The 18,226-nt window shown below is 36.7% G+C and carries 19 protein-coding genes; 2 read left to right on the top strand and 17 right to left on the bottom strand.

Features of this window, described 5'->3' with window-relative positions; all coding sequences use genetic code 11:
- Positions 1–82 precede the first annotated feature (82 nt).
- Positions 83–655 (top strand): rhomboid family intramembrane serine protease, encoded by a 573-nt coding sequence (locus tag LCF45_RS01360; protein WP_002124818.1) that lies wholly within the window; start codon positions 83–85, stop codon positions 653–655.
- Here the strand turns inward: LCF45_RS01360 and uvsE are convergent.
- From uvsE to LCF45_RS01290, 14 genes are all read right to left on the bottom strand, one after another.
- On the bottom strand, positions 648–1,610 hold the full coding sequence (gene uvsE / locus LCF45_RS01355) for a UV DNA damage repair endonuclease UvsE (RefSeq protein ID WP_002009966.1): 963 nt from the start codon (positions 1,608–1,610) through the stop codon (positions 648–650). The genes LCF45_RS01360 and uvsE overlap by 8 nt on opposite strands.
- A gap of 92 nt (positions 1,611–1,702) precedes the next feature.
- Positions 1,703–3,319 carry a degradosome RNA helicase CshA gene (locus LCF45_RS01350; RefSeq protein ID WP_002063522.1) on the bottom strand — a complete coding sequence of 539 codons (1,617 nt, stop codon included), beginning with the start codon at positions 3,317–3,319 and terminating at the stop codon, positions 1,703–1,705.
- 306 nt (positions 3,320–3,625) lie between these two features.
- A complete protein-coding gene (murF, locus tag LCF45_RS01345; protein ID WP_263894443.1) occupies positions 3,626–5,002 on the bottom strand; it encodes a UDP-N-acetylmuramoyl-tripeptide--D-alanyl-D-alanine ligase in 1,377 nt (458 codons plus the stop codon).
- Positions 5,003–5,062: 60 nt separating this feature from the next.
- Entirely contained in the window at positions 5,063–6,151 is a 1,089-nt protein-coding gene (locus LCF45_RS01340) for a D-alanine--D-alanine ligase (protein ID WP_263894442.1), read from the bottom strand.
- Positions 6,152–6,451: 300 nt separating this feature from the next.
- Positions 6,452–7,726, bottom strand: coding sequence for an MDR family MFS transporter (locus LCF45_RS01335; RefSeq protein WP_002124811.1), 1,275 nt, complete (start codon positions 7,724–7,726; stop codon positions 6,452–6,454).
- A 107-nt stretch (positions 7,727–7,833) separates the two neighbouring features.
- Positions 7,834–9,249 carry a branched-chain amino acid transporter BcaP gene (locus tag LCF45_RS01330; protein ID WP_002124809.1) on the bottom strand — a complete coding sequence of 472 codons (1,416 nt, stop codon included), beginning with the start codon at positions 9,247–9,249 and terminating at the stop codon, positions 7,834–7,836.
- Positions 9,250–9,506: 257 nt separating this feature from the next.
- The gene (locus LCF45_RS01325; protein ID WP_263894441.1) at positions 9,507–10,679 is read right to left on the bottom strand and encodes a homogentisate 1,2-dioxygenase; all 1,173 of its coding nucleotides are present in this window, start codon (positions 10,677–10,679) and stop codon (positions 9,507–9,509) included.
- Positions 10,645–11,601: a fumarylacetoacetate hydrolase family protein gene (locus LCF45_RS01320; protein ID WP_263894440.1), complete on the bottom strand. Its 957-nt coding sequence runs from the start codon at positions 11,599–11,601 to the stop codon at positions 10,645–10,647. Before LCF45_RS01320 ends, LCF45_RS01325 begins: the two co-directional genes overlap by 35 nt.
- Before the next feature lie 66 nt (positions 11,602–11,667).
- Positions 11,668–12,786 carry a 4-hydroxyphenylpyruvate dioxygenase gene (gene hppD, locus LCF45_RS01315; protein WP_002124802.1) on the bottom strand — a complete coding sequence of 373 codons (1,119 nt, stop codon included), beginning with the start codon at positions 12,784–12,786 and terminating at the stop codon, positions 11,668–11,670.
- Between the two features lie 310 nt (positions 12,787–13,096).
- Positions 13,097–13,207, bottom strand: coding sequence for a DUF3948 family protein (locus LCF45_RS01310; protein WP_001083697.1), 111 nt, complete (start codon positions 13,205–13,207; stop codon positions 13,097–13,099).
- A gap of 42 nt (positions 13,208–13,249) precedes the next feature.
- Complete coding sequence (locus LCF45_RS01305; protein WP_002029425.1) at positions 13,250–13,366, bottom strand: DUF3948 family protein; 117 nt, start codon at positions 13,364–13,366, stop codon at positions 13,250–13,252.
- Between the two features lie 35 nt (positions 13,367–13,401).
- Positions 13,402–13,518: a DUF3948 family protein gene (locus tag LCF45_RS01300; protein ID WP_073536510.1), complete on the bottom strand. Its 117-nt coding sequence runs from the start codon at positions 13,516–13,518 to the stop codon at positions 13,402–13,404.
- 35 nt (positions 13,519–13,553) lie between these two features.
- Entirely contained in the window at positions 13,554–13,673 is a 120-nt protein-coding gene (locus LCF45_RS01295; protein WP_000700010.1) for a DUF3948 family protein, read from the bottom strand.
- A 34-nt stretch (positions 13,674–13,707) separates the two neighbouring features.
- Complete coding sequence (locus LCF45_RS01290; protein ID WP_002009865.1) at positions 13,708–13,827, bottom strand: DUF3948 family protein; 120 nt, start codon at positions 13,825–13,827, stop codon at positions 13,708–13,710.
- A 464-nt stretch (positions 13,828–14,291) separates the two neighbouring features.
- On the opposite strand from LCF45_RS01290, the gene LCF45_RS01285 reads away from it, so the two are divergent.
- Complete coding sequence (locus LCF45_RS01285) at positions 14,292–15,164, top strand: Cof-type HAD-IIB family hydrolase (RefSeq protein ID WP_002187510.1); 873 nt, start codon at positions 14,292–14,294, stop codon at positions 15,162–15,164.
- A gap of 182 nt (positions 15,165–15,346) precedes the next feature.
- Here the strand turns inward: LCF45_RS01285 and LCF45_RS01280 are convergent, their stop codons facing one another.
- Genes LCF45_RS01280 through opp4C form a run of 3 tightly spaced genes read right to left on the bottom strand, consistent with a single transcriptional unit; the run spans position 15,347 to position 18,223 of the window.
- Positions 15,347–16,312, bottom strand: a complete 966-nt coding sequence (locus LCF45_RS01280; protein WP_002124795.1) for an ABC transporter ATP-binding protein — start codon at positions 16,310–16,312, stop codon at positions 15,347–15,349.
- Complete coding sequence (locus tag LCF45_RS01275) at positions 16,309–17,289, bottom strand: ABC transporter ATP-binding protein (RefSeq protein ID WP_002091396.1); 981 nt, start codon at positions 17,287–17,289, stop codon at positions 16,309–16,311. The genes LCF45_RS01280 and LCF45_RS01275 overlap by 4 nt, the downstream gene beginning before the upstream one ends.
- 10 nt (positions 17,290–17,299) lie before the next feature.
- On the bottom strand, positions 17,300–18,223 hold the full coding sequence (gene opp4C / locus LCF45_RS01270; protein ID WP_016121366.1) for an oligopeptide ABC transporter permease: 924 nt from the start codon (positions 18,221–18,223) through the stop codon (positions 17,300–17,302).
- Positions 18,224–18,226: the final 3 nt, after the last annotated feature.

Here is an 18,226-nt window from a genome sequence, read left to right as displayed (position 1 = left end):
CCTTCTTCTATTTAGCTTTCTTCATTCATATTGTAAGAATAACAGAGAATCTTTCTGATGCAAAAGGAGTGATACTAAAAACATGCTAATACCATCCACTCGCATTTCCTTACAACCGATTATCATTTCTTTACTTCTTATACAATTAGTCATGATTATATTGAGCGACTTTTCCCTCTTTCACCTGGCAGCCCACAATGAATATATCGCTAAAGGAGAATGGTGGCGTGTCATAACTTCCTTACTTGTACACGTAGACTTACAACATTTCCTTTCTAATAGTATTTGTTTATTCGTATTTGGTTCTTCCATCGAAAAACAACTAGGACACTTTTCTTTCATCATTATTTTTTTCCTTTCTGGCATTCTCGGGAATATTTCTTCTTATATTATTATGCCTCTTGAATATATTCACGCCGGAGCATCTGGTGGTATTTTCGGATTACTAGGCGCCCAATTATTTTTATTGTATAGTCGATATTGTTCTTCAAAACCAAGAGACATCGCTATTTTTTCAATAATGATACTTATATTACTACTATTTACTTTCTTTAATCCCTCTGCCAATCCTATAAGCCATTTAACAGGACTGATCATCGGCGGCATGTGCACCCCTTTTTTAACAAAAAAAAACGATGGCGCAGAGCTTATTTAATATAGAAGCTCGCACCATCGATAATTTCCACATCTGTTTGTTTACTTAACTCTCTCATTAGTTGAAATAAAGACTCGTCCTTTTTCTTCGCCTCAATCATACAATCAATTCGCGGAACACTCCCCTTTATCTTTTTCAAAAAAGATAAGAAAGTATCTACATCAATAAAATCTGCATGTGCTCTCGGGTTTTTTCCATCTCTAGGACTGGAGATGTGCATTTTAACCGGTAACAAAGACGATTCCCACGTATGTACAACACGCGCCCAATCTTCATGCCAATCTTCCTGGTCATTATTCATCATATGATGGTGCAAATCAAACACGACTGGAATGTCTAATTTCTCACCTAAATACAATGTTTCTTCTAAAGAAAAGGTCGTGTCATCATTTTCTAATATAATCATCTCTTGAATACCTCTTGGAACAGTTGACCAATTTTCTATAAAGCGTTCTAATGCAAGCTCCTTATCTTTATAACCTCCTCCCACATGTAATACACATCGTTGCTTATGTTCAATTCCCATACCCTTTAACAATTTTTTGTGCATCTGCAATGTCTTTACAGATTGTTTGAGAATACTCTCCTCAGGTGAATTTAGTACAACAAAGTGATCTGGATGGAAGTCAATTCGCATATTCATACGAATTGCATATTCACCTAATTCTTTCAGATTTTCTTTTAACGGACGAATATAGTTCCAATCTAACAACTCCTCATGATTCGCTAAAGGAATAAGCTTGGAACTAAGTCGAAAGAAAGATATATCATGCCCTTTATTATGTTTTAATAACCGTAAGCAATTTTCCAAATTCGAATTAGCGATTCTTTCAAGTTTACGAATCGCAGCCTCTCGATCATCAATCCGCTGAAACTGTGCATACGTCATCGTTTGAGATGGAGAAGCATTCTTCAAATGTACACTCATCGCAACATACCCAAGTCTTACAAGCATATAGCACCTCATTTCTATACGAGTTACTATGTAGTATGCACAATTACAGAAATAAAAAAAGAGAATGCCAGCAAAGGGCATTCTCTTTTTTATTAAGCTTGTGGACGGCTATGATGTTTTCTTTCGCCGCGTCCATTTGAAGATCCAGGGCGACCTTCACCTTTACGACCACGGTTGCCATCACGGCTACCAGCATCACGGCTACCGCCATCACGATTACGATCACGGTTACGACCATCGCCACTTCCGCTTCCACGTCCATCACGATTGCGATCACGGTTACGACCATCGCCACCGCCGCGTCCATCACGACTACGATTACGGTTACCATCACGGTATCCACTTCCGTTACCACCGCGTTTTTTAGAACCGCCACCGCCACCTCTTGAAACAACTGGTGGTTCTGATGTTAAAGCGATCGGAGTTGTATCCGGCTCTTTTGTCATCATTTTTAAAGCAGCAGCTACTACTGTTACAGAATCATTCTCTTCTAACATTTCTTCTGCAATACGCTTGTAGTATGATAAGTTATCATTTTCAATTGTGCTTTGAAGTTTTTCAGCGATTAAACGTTGTTGACCTTCTAACGCCTCGTCAAGTGTCGGTGCGTCCATACGATCAACTTTACGTTTTGTTGTACGCTCGATATTTTTTAATTGTCCTGATTCACGTGGTGTTACAAATAACATTGCAATACCTTTTTTACCGGCACGGCCAGTACGACCGATACGGTGAACGTATGATTCTGGATCTTGTGGGATATCGAAGTTGTATACGTGTGTTACGCCTGAAATATCAAGACCACGTGCAGCAACGTCTGTTGCAACAAGAACTTCAATAGTACCTTCTTTAAATTTACGTAATACAGACATACGCTTCGCTTGTGTTAAGTCACCGTGAATACCTTCTGCTGCATAACCACGTAAGTTTAATGCTTCTGATAATTCATCAACACGACGCTTTGTACGACCGAATATGATTGCAAGCTCTGGAGATTGAATATCTAGTAAGCGTGTTAACACGTCAAACTTTTTCTTTTCTTGCACTTCTAAATAGAACTGCTGAATGTTTGGCATTGTTACTTCTTTTGCTTTTACTTTAATGTGTTGAGGCTCAGTCATGAAACGCTCAGCAATACGACGGATTGGATCTGGCATTGTCGCTGAGAATAATAATGTTTGATGTGTTTCTGGCACATCTGTTAAAATCGCTTCAATATCTTCAATGAAGCCCATGTTTAACATTTCATCCGCTTCGTCAAGAACAACAGTCTCTACGTTTTGTAAGCGAAGTGTTTTACGGTTGATATGATCTAAAATACGACCCGGCGTACCTACAATAATGTGTGGGTGTTTTTTTAGAGCACGAATTTGGCGGTTAATATCTTGACCACCATAAATTGGTAGAATACGAACACGTTTATGTTTACCAATTTTGTATAGCTCTTCTCCAACTTGAATTGCTAATTCACGCGTTGGCGCGATAACAATACCTTGAACTGCTTCTTTATTTGTATCCACTTTATCTAATAGTGGTAATCCGAATGCTGCTGTTTTCCCTGTACCTGTTTGCGCTTGCCCAATAATATCCTTACCTTGCAATGCATGTGGAATTGTTTCAGCTTGAATCGGCGTAGCCTCTTCAAAGCCCATACTTTCAACAGATTGTAGTAAAGACTCACTTAATCCTAGTTCTCGAAATGTTGTCAATGTTACTTCTCCTTTTCTATCCTATACTTATCATTTAAAAAAAGGCGTTTTCCGAACTTGCGGAAAAGCCATTTTCCTGAATACTTACGTATATAACCGGGCGTATATTCTTCACGAAAATACTTCTAAACGTTATTACACTTTATCAATTATAAGTTTTGTAGGTGTAAAAAGCAAACCCCAACTGTTACCTTATTTCATATTCAGAGCTTTTTTCTTTACTTTTATTTTTTTATCGTTTACTGTAAGCGCTTATTATAAGTTTCCACTATTTTCGTGGCTATCATCCCTATTTATATACACCAATTATTTCAACATCGTAATTACTTCTTCTAATTTCATGCCGCGAGATGCTTTTACTAATACAACATCTTTCGTACCGACTACTGCTTGCAACTCTTTTATTAACTCTTCTTTACTATCATACGCTTTTACACGGTCTTTAGGGAAATTAATTTTTGCACCTTCAGCAATTTGAGCCCCTAATTTACCATATGTGAATACATATGAAATTTTTGCTGGATCAATTAATTTACCTACTTCATAATGAAATTGCACTTCTTGATTTCCAAGTTCTAACATATCACCAAGCACAACAATTTTTTTAGCAAATCCATCTAAACCATTCATTAGGTGGAACGCAGCTTCCATAGCTGTTGGACTAGCATTATAAGCATCATTGATAATTGTTAAACCACTATCTGTTTTTACAATTTCCATACGCATACCTGTCATTTGAAGTGTTACTAAACCTTGTTTCATTTCTTCCCACGTTACACCAAAATGTTTTGCAATTGCCATTGAAGCAAGCGTATTATATACATTATGCTTTCCTAGTACTGGCAAATAGAATGACGAAGTTTCATCCCTGTTCATCTTAAAGTGTGTCCCAGTAGCCTGCAATGTTACAGTAGTTGGATAGTAATCATTTGCTCTCGCATCACCAAATGTAACTGTTTCAGCTGCTAAATTCATTTCTGGAACACGATTCGTTAATAGCGGCTCATCTCCATTATATACGAACACGCCACCCTTTTGTAAACCTGTAACAATTTCTAACTTCGCTTCAGCAATCGCCTCACGAGAGCCTAAATCCATTAAGTGCGCCTCACCAATGTTCGTGATAATAGCTGCATTAGGGCGAGCTAACTTAGATAGAAATTTAATTTCTCCTCGGCTTGACATGCCCATTTCTAATACAGCTACTTCTGTATTTTCCTCTAAATTTAAAATAGTAAGAGGTAAACCGATGTGGTTGTTGAAATTACCTTCTGTTTTTTGAACTTTAAATTTAGTCGCAAGAATACTTGTTACAATATCTTTCGTAGATGTTTTACCATTACTACCAGTTACACCAATAACTTTTACATCCAATTGATCACGATAGTTTTTCGCTAACATTTGCAATGCTGCTAGTGTATCTTCTACAAAAATAACCGGAAGATTTTCAGGTGGGTTTTCTACATCTTTCATCCATAATGTAGCAATCGCCCCATTTTCAACAGCTTTGTCTACAAAAGCATGTCCATCGAAACGTTCACCTTGAATTGGAACATATAAATTTCCATTTTCAATTTTCCTCGTATCAATAGACACTCCTTGTATAGTAATTCCCTCATACCGCTCTGCTAATCCAGTACCATTTATCATCTGCTCTACTTGTTTTAACGTTCGATTTATCATGAAAACACTCCTTACATAGAGGAAGCACTATTCCTTCGAATAGTGCTTCCTCCTTTTTTGTTAGATTGTATATTTAATTTTTTGTTTTTCTTCGTGACGCTCAATCGCTAAGCGAATTAGCTCTTCAATTAATTCCGGATACGGTAACCCTGTATGTTGCCATAATAGAGGGAACATACTAAACGGCGTGAATCCTGGCATTGTGTTTACTTCGTTAATATATACTTCTCCATCTTTCGTTAAGAAGAAATCAGCTCGTGTTAAGCCCGAACCATCTAATGATTGGAATGCGATAATTGCATCTCGCTTAATTACATTAGACTCTTCCTCTGTCATTTCAGCTGGAATAATTAACGCTGTATCACCATCGATGTATTTCGATTTGTAATCATAAAAATCTTTTTTCGGTACAATTTCACCTACAACTGAACATTTCGGCTCATCATTACCTAATACACCAACTTCTACTTCACGACCTACAATATTTTCTTCTACAATAATTTTACGGTCAAATTGGAATGCCTCTTCGAATGCATTCTCAAGCTCTTCACGATCATTACACTTATTAATACCAACACTTGAACCAAGATTTGCTGGTTTTACGAAGCAAGGATATCCTAATACTTCTTCTAATTTTTCATACGCTGTTTCACGATCTTTTTCCCATGCGCTACGAATGAAAGATGCATATTTCGCTTGTTTCAATCCAGCTTCTGCAAAGATATTTTTCATAACAACTTTATCCATACCAGCAGATGATGCTAATACACCGTTACCTACATATGGAATGTTTAGTAATTCTAATAACCCTTGTACTGTTCCATCTTCACCATTCGGTCCATGTAATAATGGGAAAATAACATCAATTGCATCTTCTTGTTTAGAAGTTGCAGTTGGGATAATTTCTGTACTTAATGATACAGGAGAGATTGTATTCTCTTCCCCACTCATTTGTAATGCCTCAACATTTGTTACTTCGCCTTCAATACGCTCTCCACGCATCCATTGGCCTTGTTCTGTAATATAAATTGGATGAATCTCGAATTTATCTTGATTTAATGCTTTAATAGCAGCAAGAGCCGTTTGTAACGAAACTTGATGCTCAGCTGATTTTCCACCGTATAATAAACCTAATTTAATTTTTGTCACTGAAATCACCCTAACCAATTGTTTTCATTTTTCTATTTTAGCACTTTTTATAAAAATAGGTAGTTCCTATTTGAAATAAAATGTAACTTCCACAAATAATTAAAAGACACCACTTATTGGTTTTCTACACTTTTTCTCTTTAATTTCTACACACCTAAACAAAATTAAACTTTAAAGCAAAATTGCTATCTAATCTAGTTATGTACCTAAAATATGTAGAAATCCACTTTGTGTGTATGTCATCTATATTACCCTACCATTTGTGGAGGGTGAAAAAACATTGATTAAAGTTTCATTTTATTAAGAAGACTGTTTTGTAGGCGTATCTTTTTGCCTCTGCTCAACAAGACGATCTAAAGAAACATATACAAAGCCTGCAACTACACACCCTACACTTAAAATTGTAAATAAGTAGTGACCAAGCAAACGATCCAATAGAAAACCACCAAGAAGTGGACCGAATGCACTTCCTGTAATCCACTGCAAACTCGCCGCCCCCATATAGGTTCCTCTCAAATGCTCAGGGGCCAAATTCGCTACAAACGTCATCTGTACAGGCGACATAATCATCTCGCCTAACGTATATATGGCATAAACAAACATTAACGTCATTAAAATAATTGTAGCATTTGTATCATATTCTCCAAACCACTTCGGTAACCATCCTATAAAAAACAAACCAATTCCGAACAAACACGCACCGTATAGCATCGTCTTTCCAACAGGTTTATCTGTCGCCCATTTTGAAATTTGAAATTGGAATAAAACAACTAATAGACCATTTAATGCCATTAAATATGGGTATGGATTGTTGACTCCAAAAATATCCTTCATTTCGTTATCAAAGTGAAGCGGTAACATGCCTTCTGTTTGAGAAAACCCCATAGAAATAATGATCCCCGCTAACAAATAAATCATTAACGCCTTATCTCTCATTAAAATTTTCCAAACTGCTCCGGATTCCTTCTCTTTATTTTTTTCCGTCATATCCGTAATTTTTGGCATTGTTTCTTTAATAAGTACTAACACTAGTAGCGCATAAAACAACATAGCGGATGAAGCAATAATAAACACGAGGTTCTTTGATAAAACAACTACTGATGCTCCCATTATCGGTCCAATTGCAGCACCAATATTGTGTCCCATTCGCAATAAACCATATGCTTCTGTTCTTTTTTCTGGCGCCGTCACATCTGCAACCATCGCTGATGCTGCTGGATGAAATAAAGAATTACTTAACCCTAAAAAAATAGATAAAATAGCGTATGGAATAAATCCTTCGATAAATAAAAAACCGAGCATTAATAACGCATTACTCGCCATTGAAAATATCATAATTGGCTTTCTTCCATATATATCAGCTATTCTTCCGCCTATAAGCGAGCCAAAGCTTGCAGCAATTGGAGAAAGCGCCATAATAATCCCAACTTGTAATAAAGAATCTACCTTATCTTTTAAATATAGTGCAAAAAAAGGCATTAACATCATCATCGCAATTCCGTTCAAAGTCTCACCGATAAATCGAATCCATACGTTACGATCCATCTCTCTTAGCTCACGCCATGTATTTTTCACATTTTCACCCCTTTAGTTCGCCAACAATTATCTTATAATACATTCAGAAAAATGTAAATTTTCAAAATAAAAATCCATCCTAACAGAATTAGAATGGATTTTTCCATTTATAAATTTGCTACATCTTCTTCTTTTTTACTATTATTTAAAACACTACGCTTTCTACTATAGGCGAAATAAACTACTATACCGATAACCATCCAAACACCAAAACTAATCCAAGCTGTCGCTGATAATTGAAGCATCAAATATAAGCAAAAGATAACTGTTAATGCTGGTAAAAATGGTACGAGCGGCGCCTTAAACGCCCTTGGTAAATCAGGATGAGTTCGTCTCATCACAATGACAGCAACAGCTACAAGTGCAAATGCTGACAAAGTTCCCATATTTACAAGATGTGCTAAAACATTTAAATCTATTAATCCTGAAATAAGTGCTGCAATAATACCTGTTGTCCATGTATTTAAAAATGGTGTTTTAAATTTCGGATGAACTTTAGCAAGACGCTTCGGTAACAATCCATCTCTGCTCATTGCATATGAAACACGAACTTGCCCATACATCATAACTAGCATTACAGTTGTAATTCCTGTAATTGCTCCTACTGATATCACTCCCGCCAAACTATCTTGTCCAATAAATTGAAGTGCGAAAGCAACTGGATCTGATATATTCAACTGACCGTATGGAACAATCCCTGTCAAAATAAGTGAAACAACAATGTAAAGAACCGTACAAACTAGTAACGATGCAATAATTCCAATCGGCAAATCGCGTTGTGGGCGCTTCACTTCTTCTGCGGCTGTTGATACAGCATCAAATCCAATGAATGCGAAGAAAACTGTAGCTGCTCCAGCCATTACACCATCTAACCCAAATGGCATAAAAGGTGTCCAATTTTCAGGTTTTACATAATTAAATCCGGCGAAGATAAAAATGAGAACAACTGCTAGTTTAATAAATACCATTATATTATTTACACGTGCACTTTCACGAACACCTCTAGATAAAAGAACCGTCATAACTAGAATAATTAGAACTGCAGGTAAATCAATTATTCCACCCTTTCCAGTACCAGGGGCCGAGGAGAGAATGGTCGGAATATGAATCCCAAATCCCTTTAATAACGATTGAAAATACGCTGACCATCCATTAGCTACAGCAGATGTGGCTAATAAATACTCGAGCATTAAATCCCATCCAATTAAGAATGCAAATACTTCTCCCATCGTCGCATACGTGTACGTGTAAACACTCCCTGAGACAGGAACTGAAGAAGCAAATTCAGCGTAACAAAATGCAGCAAAGGCACAAGCTAATGCAGCTATAGCAAATGATAATATAATAGCTGGTCCAGAATGTTTCGCTGCTACAACGCCAGTAAGAACAAAAATACCAGTTCCAACAATTGCTCCGATTCCAAGCATTGTTAAATCAAGTGCCCCTAACGTTCTCGATAATGTCTTTTGTTTACTTTCTTGCAGTAACGTTGAAATTGGCTTCTTTTGAAAAATTTGCTTCATGCTGTGCTCCTCCACGATTTTAGTTTTCTGAAAATTTAATTTACTTTTTCATTTTACCCACGGCATGTTTTTTAGTCAATACTTTTGTCGAAATAAACAGAAAACTATCGAGATACATACTATACTCTTATCATCCTTTCGATAAAAAGATTCAGACAATCATATCTATATATATTTTCATAACTTTTTTTGGTATTATTATACATGTCGATTCCATAAAAGAGGCATGCTCCCGTAGTGAGCATGCCTCTTTTTACTTATTTCACAGTATATGAACCCTCTTCAATCCAGCTATACATATATTTTTCATCTTCCGTCTCATGTGCTTGTTTTACAATACGAAGCGGACGGAATGTATCTATCATAACGGCCAGTTCAAGTGTCTCTTTCTTCCCTATACTCGCTTCTGTTTTCCCTGGATGTGGCCCATGCGGGATCCCGCTTGGATGAAGCGTAATAGAACCTTCTTCTACACCTTTTCGGCTCATAAAGTTACCTTCTACATAGTACAGTACTTCATCACTATTCACATTACTATGATAATATGGTGCCGGAATAGATTCTGGATGATAATCGTATAAACGCGGTACGAAAGAGCAAATGACGAAATTATGCCCTTCGAATGTTTGATGTACTGGTGGTGGCTGATGAATACGACCTGTAATTGGCTCAAAATCCTCCACATTAAAGACCCACGGATATAAATAACCATCCCACCCAACAACATCTAACGGATGGTGCCCTAACACATGCTTGTGCATATAACCTCTCGACTTTGTCATTACGACAAACTCACCTTTGTCATCATATGTCTCCAATTTTTCCGGGCCACGAATATCCCTTTCACAAAACGGACTATGTTCTAACAATTGCCCATATTCATTGCGATAGCGACTTGGTGTTGTAATTTGGCTATTTGCCTCTACAACAAGAAACTTAGTCTCTCCCTCATCTGGAATAACACGATAAATCGTTCCAATTGGAATTGTTACATAATCACCTTTTCTATAGTGAATCGTTCCAAACATCGTTTCAATTTTTCCTGTTCCATAATGAACAAATAACATTTCATCGCCATCACCATTACGGTAAAAATAATCCATTTTTTCTGTTGGACTCACTACTCCAATTAATAAATCCTCATTCCCAAGCATAAAGTTTCTTCCGCTTACTGCATCACCAGTTTTTTTATTTTCTTTCGTACGGAAGTGGCGATGAGCAAGAGGGGCATCCTCTTCATACTGTAACTGACAAGAATGCGATAATGCCGCGTGCCCTACTTCTGTTGGCATATAATGATGATACAAAATAGACTGGGTACCAGAGAAACCTTTTGTCCCCATTACCTGCTCACGATAAAGCGATCCATCTTTTTTACGAAATTGTACATGTCGTTTATGAGGTAGCTTCCCCATGTGACGATAAAACATGCCCATCACCTGCTTTCATGTCTTTTTTGATCGTATTACGTAACGTACCTAAACCAGTAATCGACAGCTCTACAACATCTCCATCTTGTAGCCACTCTTCTGTACCAAGTTCTAAAATACATCCTGTTCCTACTGTCCCAGAACCAATCACATCTCCTGGATATAACGTAACGTCTTCCGAAGCACGTTCAATCATTTCAGCAAATGTATAGTAAATATCTTGGAAGTTTCCCTTTGATAATATCTTTCCATTTACATGAGCAGTCATCTCTAAATCATAACGATCACCGTTACGATAAACGTCTAATTCCTCTTTCGTAACGAGATACGCTCCTAATGAAGTTGCAAAATCTTTTCCTTTCGCTGGACCGAGTCCCACTTTCATTTCTGTTGCTTGTAAGTCCCTTGCACTCCAGTCGTTCATAATGCAGTAACCAAAAATATATTCCTCTGCTTGTTCACGAGAAATGTTTCGTCCTTCTTTCCCAATTACGCAAGCAATCTCTAACTCATAATCAAGCTTTTTAGACTTCTTCGGACCAATAACAAAATCATCTGGTCCAATAACAGCACGGTGGTTCGTAAAATAAAAAACCGGGATATCATACCATTCAGGTACAACATCTAGCCCTCTTCGTCCGCGAGCTGTTTTTACATGCTGCTCAAATGCATAAAAATCTCGAATGCTACTCGGATTAGGAATTGCCGCTGCAAATTGAACTTCCTCTAAGGAATATATACCCTTTGCAGGATTCTTAATATTACGCAATACTTCTACATACTCATCTGCTTTCTCTAAAAAGGCGAACATAGAAGAAGGTAATTGTCCATCACTCGCAAGATTCATATCGATTACTTTGTCACCTTCAAGCCATCCAGCTCGCATTTCTTTCGATGGGAGACGAAATGTAACAAATTTCATCGTGATTCCTCCCTATGAAAATGAAATTTCCACCAACAAAGGAACTCTTGCTGGTGGATACAAATTTTATAAATTTCCGCGACGCTCTTGTTCTCTTTCAATTGATTCGAATAACGCTTTAAAGTTCCCTTCGCCAAATCCACGAGAACCTTTACGTTGGATGATTTCAATAAATAGAGTTGGACGATCTACAATTGGTTTCGTAAAGATTTGTAATAAATAACCTTCTTCGTCACGGTCTACTAGAATCTTCAATTCTTTTAATCTATCAATTTCTTCATCAATTTTTCCAACACGTGCAGTTAACTCATCGTAATACGTATCTGGCGTATCTAAAAACTCCACGCCATTCGCACGAAGCACTTCAATTGTTTTTACAATGTCACTTGTTAATAAAGCAAGATGCTGTACACCCGCTCCGTTATAGAACTCTAGATATTCTTGAATTTGTGACTTTCTTTTTCCGTCTGCTGGTTCATTAATTGGAAACTTAATACGGCTTCCATTCGTCATAACTTTTGACATTAATGCCGAATACTCTGTGCTAATATCGTCATCATCAAAGTGAATCATTTGTTTAAATCCCATGACGTTCTCATAATAACTAACCCATTCTTCCATTTTCTCAACGTTACCAACGACATGGTCTACAGCAATTAAACCGGATTCTTCAAATGGAATATTGAACTCTACCTTTTGAAATCCTGGCATGAATGTTCCTTTATAATTTTTACGCTCTACAAGCGTATGAATTGTATCACCATACGTACCAATAACCGCTTTCTTCAAGGTACCTTCCTCATCTGTTAACTCTTCAGGAGGAGCAATCGCAACAGCGCCACGTTTTACAGCTTCAGAGTATGCTTTATCAACATCATCAACAAGTAAAGCCACATCCTTCACTCCATCACCATGAGTCTTTACAAAATCTGCAATACGACTATCACTACTTAAAGCTCCAGACACAACAAAACGCATATTTTTTTGCACAAGAACATAAGATACCTTTTCACGGTTTCCTGTTTCTAATCCAGAATAAGCTACAATTTTGAATCCAAACGCTCTCGCAAGATAATAACTTGATTGCTTTGCATTCCCTACGTAAAATTCCAAATGATCTACATCACGTACCGGAAAAAAGTCCTCCATTTGTGCAGCTAGCGTATCCATAGATTTTTGTTTCATAATATCTTCATCCCCCTGTAAATAGATTAAATGGTCCATACTTAAAACCAACCGAAAACGCTTCCAACATCAATTAATAGAAATTAGTTAGCAAGCTAACAATTTCCGACCTTTAAAATTTTCTATCTTTTCTGTCAAATTCCTCTTTTTTTCTTACATATAAAATTCGACTTTTTTCTCTTTAAAGTAAGGGGAAAATATTAATACTTGAAGGTATATATGAGAGGAAAACAAAAAAGACTCCAACATATTAACTACTTACTAATACGTTAGAGTCTTTATTTTTTTTGAATGATTGTATTTATATTTTTCATACTAATATATTTGCAAGGAATAGAATAAATGATGTTAATATTACCGCTCCGCCTAATGATCCTAATAAATCTGTTTTTGTTACTTGTAACACTTGTTCACTGTTCATATTCCTCATTCTCCTTTCATTTTGTACAATTTAAAACTTTTATTATACTAATACGCTTGATAGAAATACGATTAATGCTGTTAATACTACTGCTCCGCTTGCTGATCCTAAGAAATCACCTTTTGTTACTTGTAATACTTGCTCTTTCATATCTTTCATTCTCCCTTCATTTATCTTTTGTTACAAAACTTCTATTATACTAATACGCTTGATAGAAATACGATTAATGCTGTTAATACTACCGCTCCACTTGCTGATCCTACGAAGTCACCTTTTGTTACTTGTAATACTTGCTCTCTCATATCTTTCATTCTCCCTTCATTTATCTTTTGTTACAAAACTTCTATTATACTAATACGCTTGATAGAAATACGATTAATGCTGTTAATACTACCGCTCCACTTGCTGATCCTACGAAGTCACCTTTTGTCACTTGTAATACTTGCTCGTTGTTCATAATTTTCATTCTCCCTTCTCTTATTTTTGTTACAAAACTTCTATTATACTAATACGCTTGATAGAAATACGATTAATGCTGTTAATACTACTGCTCCGCTTGCTGATCCTAAGAAGTCACCTTTTGTTACGTTTAATACTTGCTCGTTGTTCATATCATTCATTCTCCTTTTTTATAAGTTATCTATATGTAATTACTAAGAAATGATTAGTTCATAGTTTTCATGTTAACGTTACATTGAAATTAATTACGTAACGTTTGTAACACTAATGTAACATAACTATTATTACGTTGCAATATAATTACGTAAATTTTATTACACTTTTTTTACGTTTTTTTAAATAAACACTCAAAAACCTTGTTTTAATGCGTTTTCTACTACAATCACATTTGTAACACTAGTGTAACATTAAGGTCATAAAGCGAAATATAATATTATTCATCTCTATTTTGTTAAAAACCAAAGTGAAACTTTAATCAACGAGAGTTCCATTCCCTACTAATTATTCCCCTCACCAATCGCACTTTTACTAGAAATTAATGCGGGATAAAATACTATCTTTCCAAGATAAGTTTATATGTTTCCTCTATATAACTATGTATAATGGAAACAAAGAGGTGGTCATTTTGAAATTAATCGCACTAGATATGGATGGTACACTACTATCATCTAATCTTGAAATCTCCAAAGAGAACTTACAAGCTATCCAAACCGCAAAAGAGGCTGGTCATATTGTAATGATTTGTTCTGGCCGCGCGAAAGAGGATGCTTTGAAATTATTGGAAGAATATAAACTATCTCTTCCAGTTGGAGCAAGCAATGGGGCAATTGTTTATGTGGACGGAAAAGTAATTAACTCGCGTTGTTTACAAAATGATAAAGTATACAAGCTTGCAAAATTACTAGAATCTGAAGGTTTCCCATATAAGTTGTACACAAATAAAGGGGTTTATTCTCCTTATACATGGCAAGGTCAAGTCATGCAGGCATTCGAAGAAAATAAACATACACTAGATGTTACACTTGAGGAACTTGAAAGAATTACAGAAAAACAAAAGAAATCTAACTTAATTACTGATTTCCAAAAAATAGAAGATGTCGTAAATAATCCAGAATTAGAAATATCTAAATTCTTCATTTTAACATTTAATGCTGCTCATCGTTCACAGCTATTACAAACTTTACAAGAAGATACGGACATTTCAGTTACGGCATCAGCTCCTACTAATGTAGAGATTATGGATAAGCATGGCCATAAAGGCAATGGTTTGCAAGAAATGGCAGCTTATTTCAATATACCAATTGAAGATACTGTTGCAATCGGTGACAACTTTAATGATGTGCCAATGCTACAAGTAGCCGGCTTATCAGTTGCAATGGGAAATGCTGAAGAAGACGTAAAAAAATTATGTGACGTTGTTACATTAACAAATAATGAAAACGGTGTTGCTCATGCAATTGAGCAATTTGTATTAAAACAAACTTCATCTAGTAAATAAAGTGAAACTTTAATCAGAGGTGGGGTTCCTCTGATTATTAGTTGAACCAATCGGGCTTTTACGGGCAGTTAATCTCCCACCTAACTTCCCCGCATATGTCGAATTTTCAGGTGGGAGTCTTACTGCCCGTTAATGCGGGGTAAAAAAAGGACTCTTTCACATTTTGAAAGAGTCCTTTTCTTTTACACATGATGACAAGCAACAAAATGATCTTCACCCACATTACGGAATTCTGGTACATTCGTTTTACAAATATCTGTAGCAACGGGGCAACGTGTATGAAAACGGCAACCTGATGGTGGATTTGCAGGACTTGGAATATCCCCTTCTAGAATAATCCGTTCTCGCTTAACCGTTGGATCCGGTATTGGCACTGCTGATAACAATGCTTTTGTATATGGATGAAGCGGATTCGCAAATAACTCATCACGTGGTGCTGTTTCCACAATAGTTCCTAAATACATAATTCCAATTTTCGTACATAAGTGCTCCACAACACTTAAATCATGTGAAATGAATAAATAGGATAATCCCTTTTTCTCCTGTAATTCACTAAACAAATTAATGATTTGCGCTTGAATAGATACATCTAATGCCGCAACAGGCTCATCAGCTACAATAAATTCTGGATCTAATACCATCGCCCTTGCAATAACGATACGTTGACGTTGCCCACCGGAAAACTCATGAGGGTACCGGTCAATATGATACGGCGCTAAACCACATAACTCCAATACTTCTATCACCTTTGCACGGACATTTTCTTTCGTCGCTAGTCCGTGAGCCAACATTGGCTCACCAAGCGCTTCTCCAATTCTCATTCTTGGATTTAATGAGCTAAATGGATCTTGAAAGACGAGCTGCATATTAGGACGATGCTTTCTCAGCTCTTCTTTTGATAAAGCATGAACATCTTGACCTTTAAATTTCACTTCACCTTCTGTTTTTTGAACGAGACGGAGAATTGTTTTTCCTATCGTCGTTTTCCCACTTCCAGACTCTCCTACAAGGCCAAACACTTCTCCCTTATCAATTGTAAAGCTTACCCCATCTACCGCTTTCACATGTCCAATCGTTCTACTAAATACGCCGCCCTTAATCGGAAAATACGTTTTTAAGTTCTTCACTTCTAATAATGGTTCACTCATTGCCCAGCACGCTCCTCATATAACCAACAAGCTACTTTATGATCCTCGTCATGCACATTAAGATTTGGCGCTTCATTTTTGCATATTTCCATGCAATGTTCACAGCGGCCACTAAAGTAGCAAAACTCATCTAAGCCAACTAAATTTGGAACTTGCCCTGGAATAGAATAAAGTTTATCTGTTCGTTTCCCCATTACTGGTTTTGATTTTAGCAGCCCTTGCGTATATGGATGTTTCGGATTTTGAAATATCTCTAGTACCGGTGCCTCTTCAATAACTTTTCCACCATACATAACGACAACATAATCGGCCATTTCTGCTACAACACCTAGATCATGTGTAATTAATAAAATGGACGTTTTAAATTCCTCTTTTACTTGTCTTAGTAAGTCTAATATTTGCGCTTGAATCGTAACGTCTAGAGCTGTTGTCGGTTCATCTGCAATTAATAACTTTGGATTACAACTAAGTGCAATAGCAATCATAATACGTTGTAACATACCACCGCTTAATTCGTGCGGATAAGAATGGACAATTTCATCAGCACGAGCAATACCAACTTTACGAATTAATTCAATTGCTTTTTTGTATGCTTCGTTTTTGCTAAGTAGTTCATGCTCTCTTAACGTCTCAACAATTTGCTCTCCAACAGTAAAGACCGGATTAAGTGATGTCATCGGTTCCTGGAAAATCATCGCGATATCATTTCCTCTTAAACTACGAAGTTCTTTCTCTTTCATTCCTAAAAGACTTTTTCCTTCATAAAGAATATCACCACCAACGATGCCGCCAGATTCAGCAATAAGTCCCATAATAGATAAAGCCGTTACACTTTTCCCGCAACCTGATTCGCCTACTACACAAACTGTTTCACCTTCTCGAACTGAAAAGCTAACATGATTGACAGCCTTTACTGTACCTTCTTCCGTCTGAAAGTGTGTTTGTAAATCCTTTAGCTCTACTACTGCTCTACTCATGCTTTCTCACCTACCGCTTCATCTTTGGATCTAATGCATCACGAAGTGCATCGCCAAGTATATTAATTGATACAACTGTTATAAAGATTGCAAAACCAGGCGGGATCCATAACCACGGACGCTTTTGGAAATCGATTAATGAGTTTGCTGCACTAATCATATTTCCCCACGATGGTGTAGGCGGGACAACGCCAAGTCCTAGGTAACTTAGTGCAGACTCTCCTAAAATAGAACCTGCAACACCTAATGTGGATACAACAATTAATATCGGCAGAACATTTGGGATTAAATGATATACAATTTTCCGGTAATCGTTTATCCCGAGTACATCAGCAGCTTGCATAAACGATTGTTCTCGCAGCGATAAAATTTGACCTCGTACGAGGCGTGCAAGTCCTGGCCAACCTACTAAACTTAAAATGATCATAATGACATAAAGACGATAATCAGATGGTACTTTCCATTCTGATAAAATAGCTCCCATTATAATAAGTAACGGTAATCCTGGCATCGACATTAAAATATCCGCGAGACGCATTATAATATTATCGACGATACCACGGTAGAAACCTGCAATCGCTCCTAATAAAGCACCTAGTATAACGGATAACACCATTGAGGCTAAGCCAATTGTTAATGAAATCCGTCCTGCTTGCATAAGCCTCGTTAAAATGTCTCTTCCTAATTGATCTGTGCCAAGCCAATGAGAAAAACTAGGTGGTTTGTTAATTAACGTAACTTGTATTTTTCCTGATGCATACGGTGAAAAGAATGGACCAATAAAACAAAATAAAAACATAAAAACTAATGCGTAAAATCCTATAAGTGCCATTTTATTTTTCTTTATCCTTTTAAAAGCTTGCCTCCACGGCGATGATCCATTCCTTCTTTTCTTTTTTTCTTTTTTTTCCGTAGTTGCTGTAACAGTTTCCATCTC

Origin of the sequence: Bacillus sp. 41-22 (assembly GCF_025809295.1) — a bacterium.
In the GTDB taxonomy this organism is placed as follows: domain Bacteria; phylum Bacillota; class Bacilli; order Bacillales; family Bacillaceae_G; genus Bacillus_A; species Bacillus_A mycoides.
Note: the sequence above shows the minus strand (reverse complement) of the source record. Positions and strands in the feature narration are given on the sequence as shown.

What these genes read in the sequence shown, in the direction of transcription:
- LCF45_RS01360 (WP_002124818.1), top strand. Translation starts at nt 83, where the DNA reads ATGCTAATACCATCCACTCGCATTTCCTTACAACCGATTATCATTTCT.
- uvsE (WP_002009966.1), bottom strand. Translation starts at nt 1,610, where the DNA reads ATGCTTGTAAGACTTGGGTATGTTGCGATGAGTGTACATTTGAAGAAT.
- murF (WP_263894443.1), bottom strand. Translation starts at nt 5,002, where the DNA reads ATGATAAATCGAACGTTAAAACAAGTAGAGCAGATGATAAATGGTACT.
- LCF45_RS01330 (WP_002124809.1), bottom strand. Translation starts at nt 9,249, where the DNA reads ATGAAGCAAATTTTTCAAAAGAAGCCAATTTCAACGTTACTGCAAGAA.
- LCF45_RS01325 (WP_263894441.1), bottom strand. Translation starts at nt 10,679, where the DNA reads ATGTTTTATCGTCACATGGGGAAGCTACCTCATAAACGACATGTACAA.
- LCF45_RS01320 (WP_263894440.1), bottom strand. Translation starts at nt 11,601, where the DNA reads ATGAAATTTGTTACATTTCGTCTCCCATCGAAAGAAATGCGAGCTGGA.
- hppD (WP_002124802.1), bottom strand. Translation starts at nt 12,786, where the DNA reads ATGAAACAAAAATCTATGGATACGCTAGCTGCACAAATGGAGGACTTT.
- LCF45_RS01310 (WP_001083697.1), bottom strand. Translation starts at nt 13,207, where the DNA reads ATGAACAGTGAACAAGTGTTACAAGTAACAAAAACAGATTTATTAGGA.
- LCF45_RS01305 (WP_002029425.1), bottom strand. Translation starts at nt 13,366, where the DNA reads ATGAAAGATATGAAAGAGCAAGTATTACAAGTAACAAAAGGTGATTTC.
- LCF45_RS01300 (WP_073536510.1), bottom strand. Translation starts at nt 13,518, where the DNA reads ATGAAAGATATGAGAGAGCAAGTATTACAAGTAACAAAAGGTGACTTC.
- LCF45_RS01295 (WP_000700010.1), bottom strand. Translation starts at nt 13,673, where the DNA reads ATGAAAATTATGAACAACGAGCAAGTATTACAAGTGACAAAAGGTGAC.
- LCF45_RS01290 (WP_002009865.1), bottom strand. Translation starts at nt 13,827, where the DNA reads ATGAATGATATGAACAACGAGCAAGTATTAAACGTAACAAAAGGTGAC.
- LCF45_RS01280 (WP_002124795.1), bottom strand. Translation starts at nt 16,312, where the DNA reads ATGAGTGAACCATTATTAGAAGTGAAGAACTTAAAAACGTATTTTCCG.
- LCF45_RS01275 (WP_002091396.1), bottom strand. Translation starts at nt 17,289, where the DNA reads ATGAGTAGAGCAGTAGTAGAGCTAAAGGATTTACAAACACACTTTCAG.
- opp4C (WP_016121366.1), bottom strand. Translation starts at nt 18,223, where the DNA reads ATGGAAACTGTTACAGCAACTACGGAAAAAAAAGAAAAAAAGAAAAGA.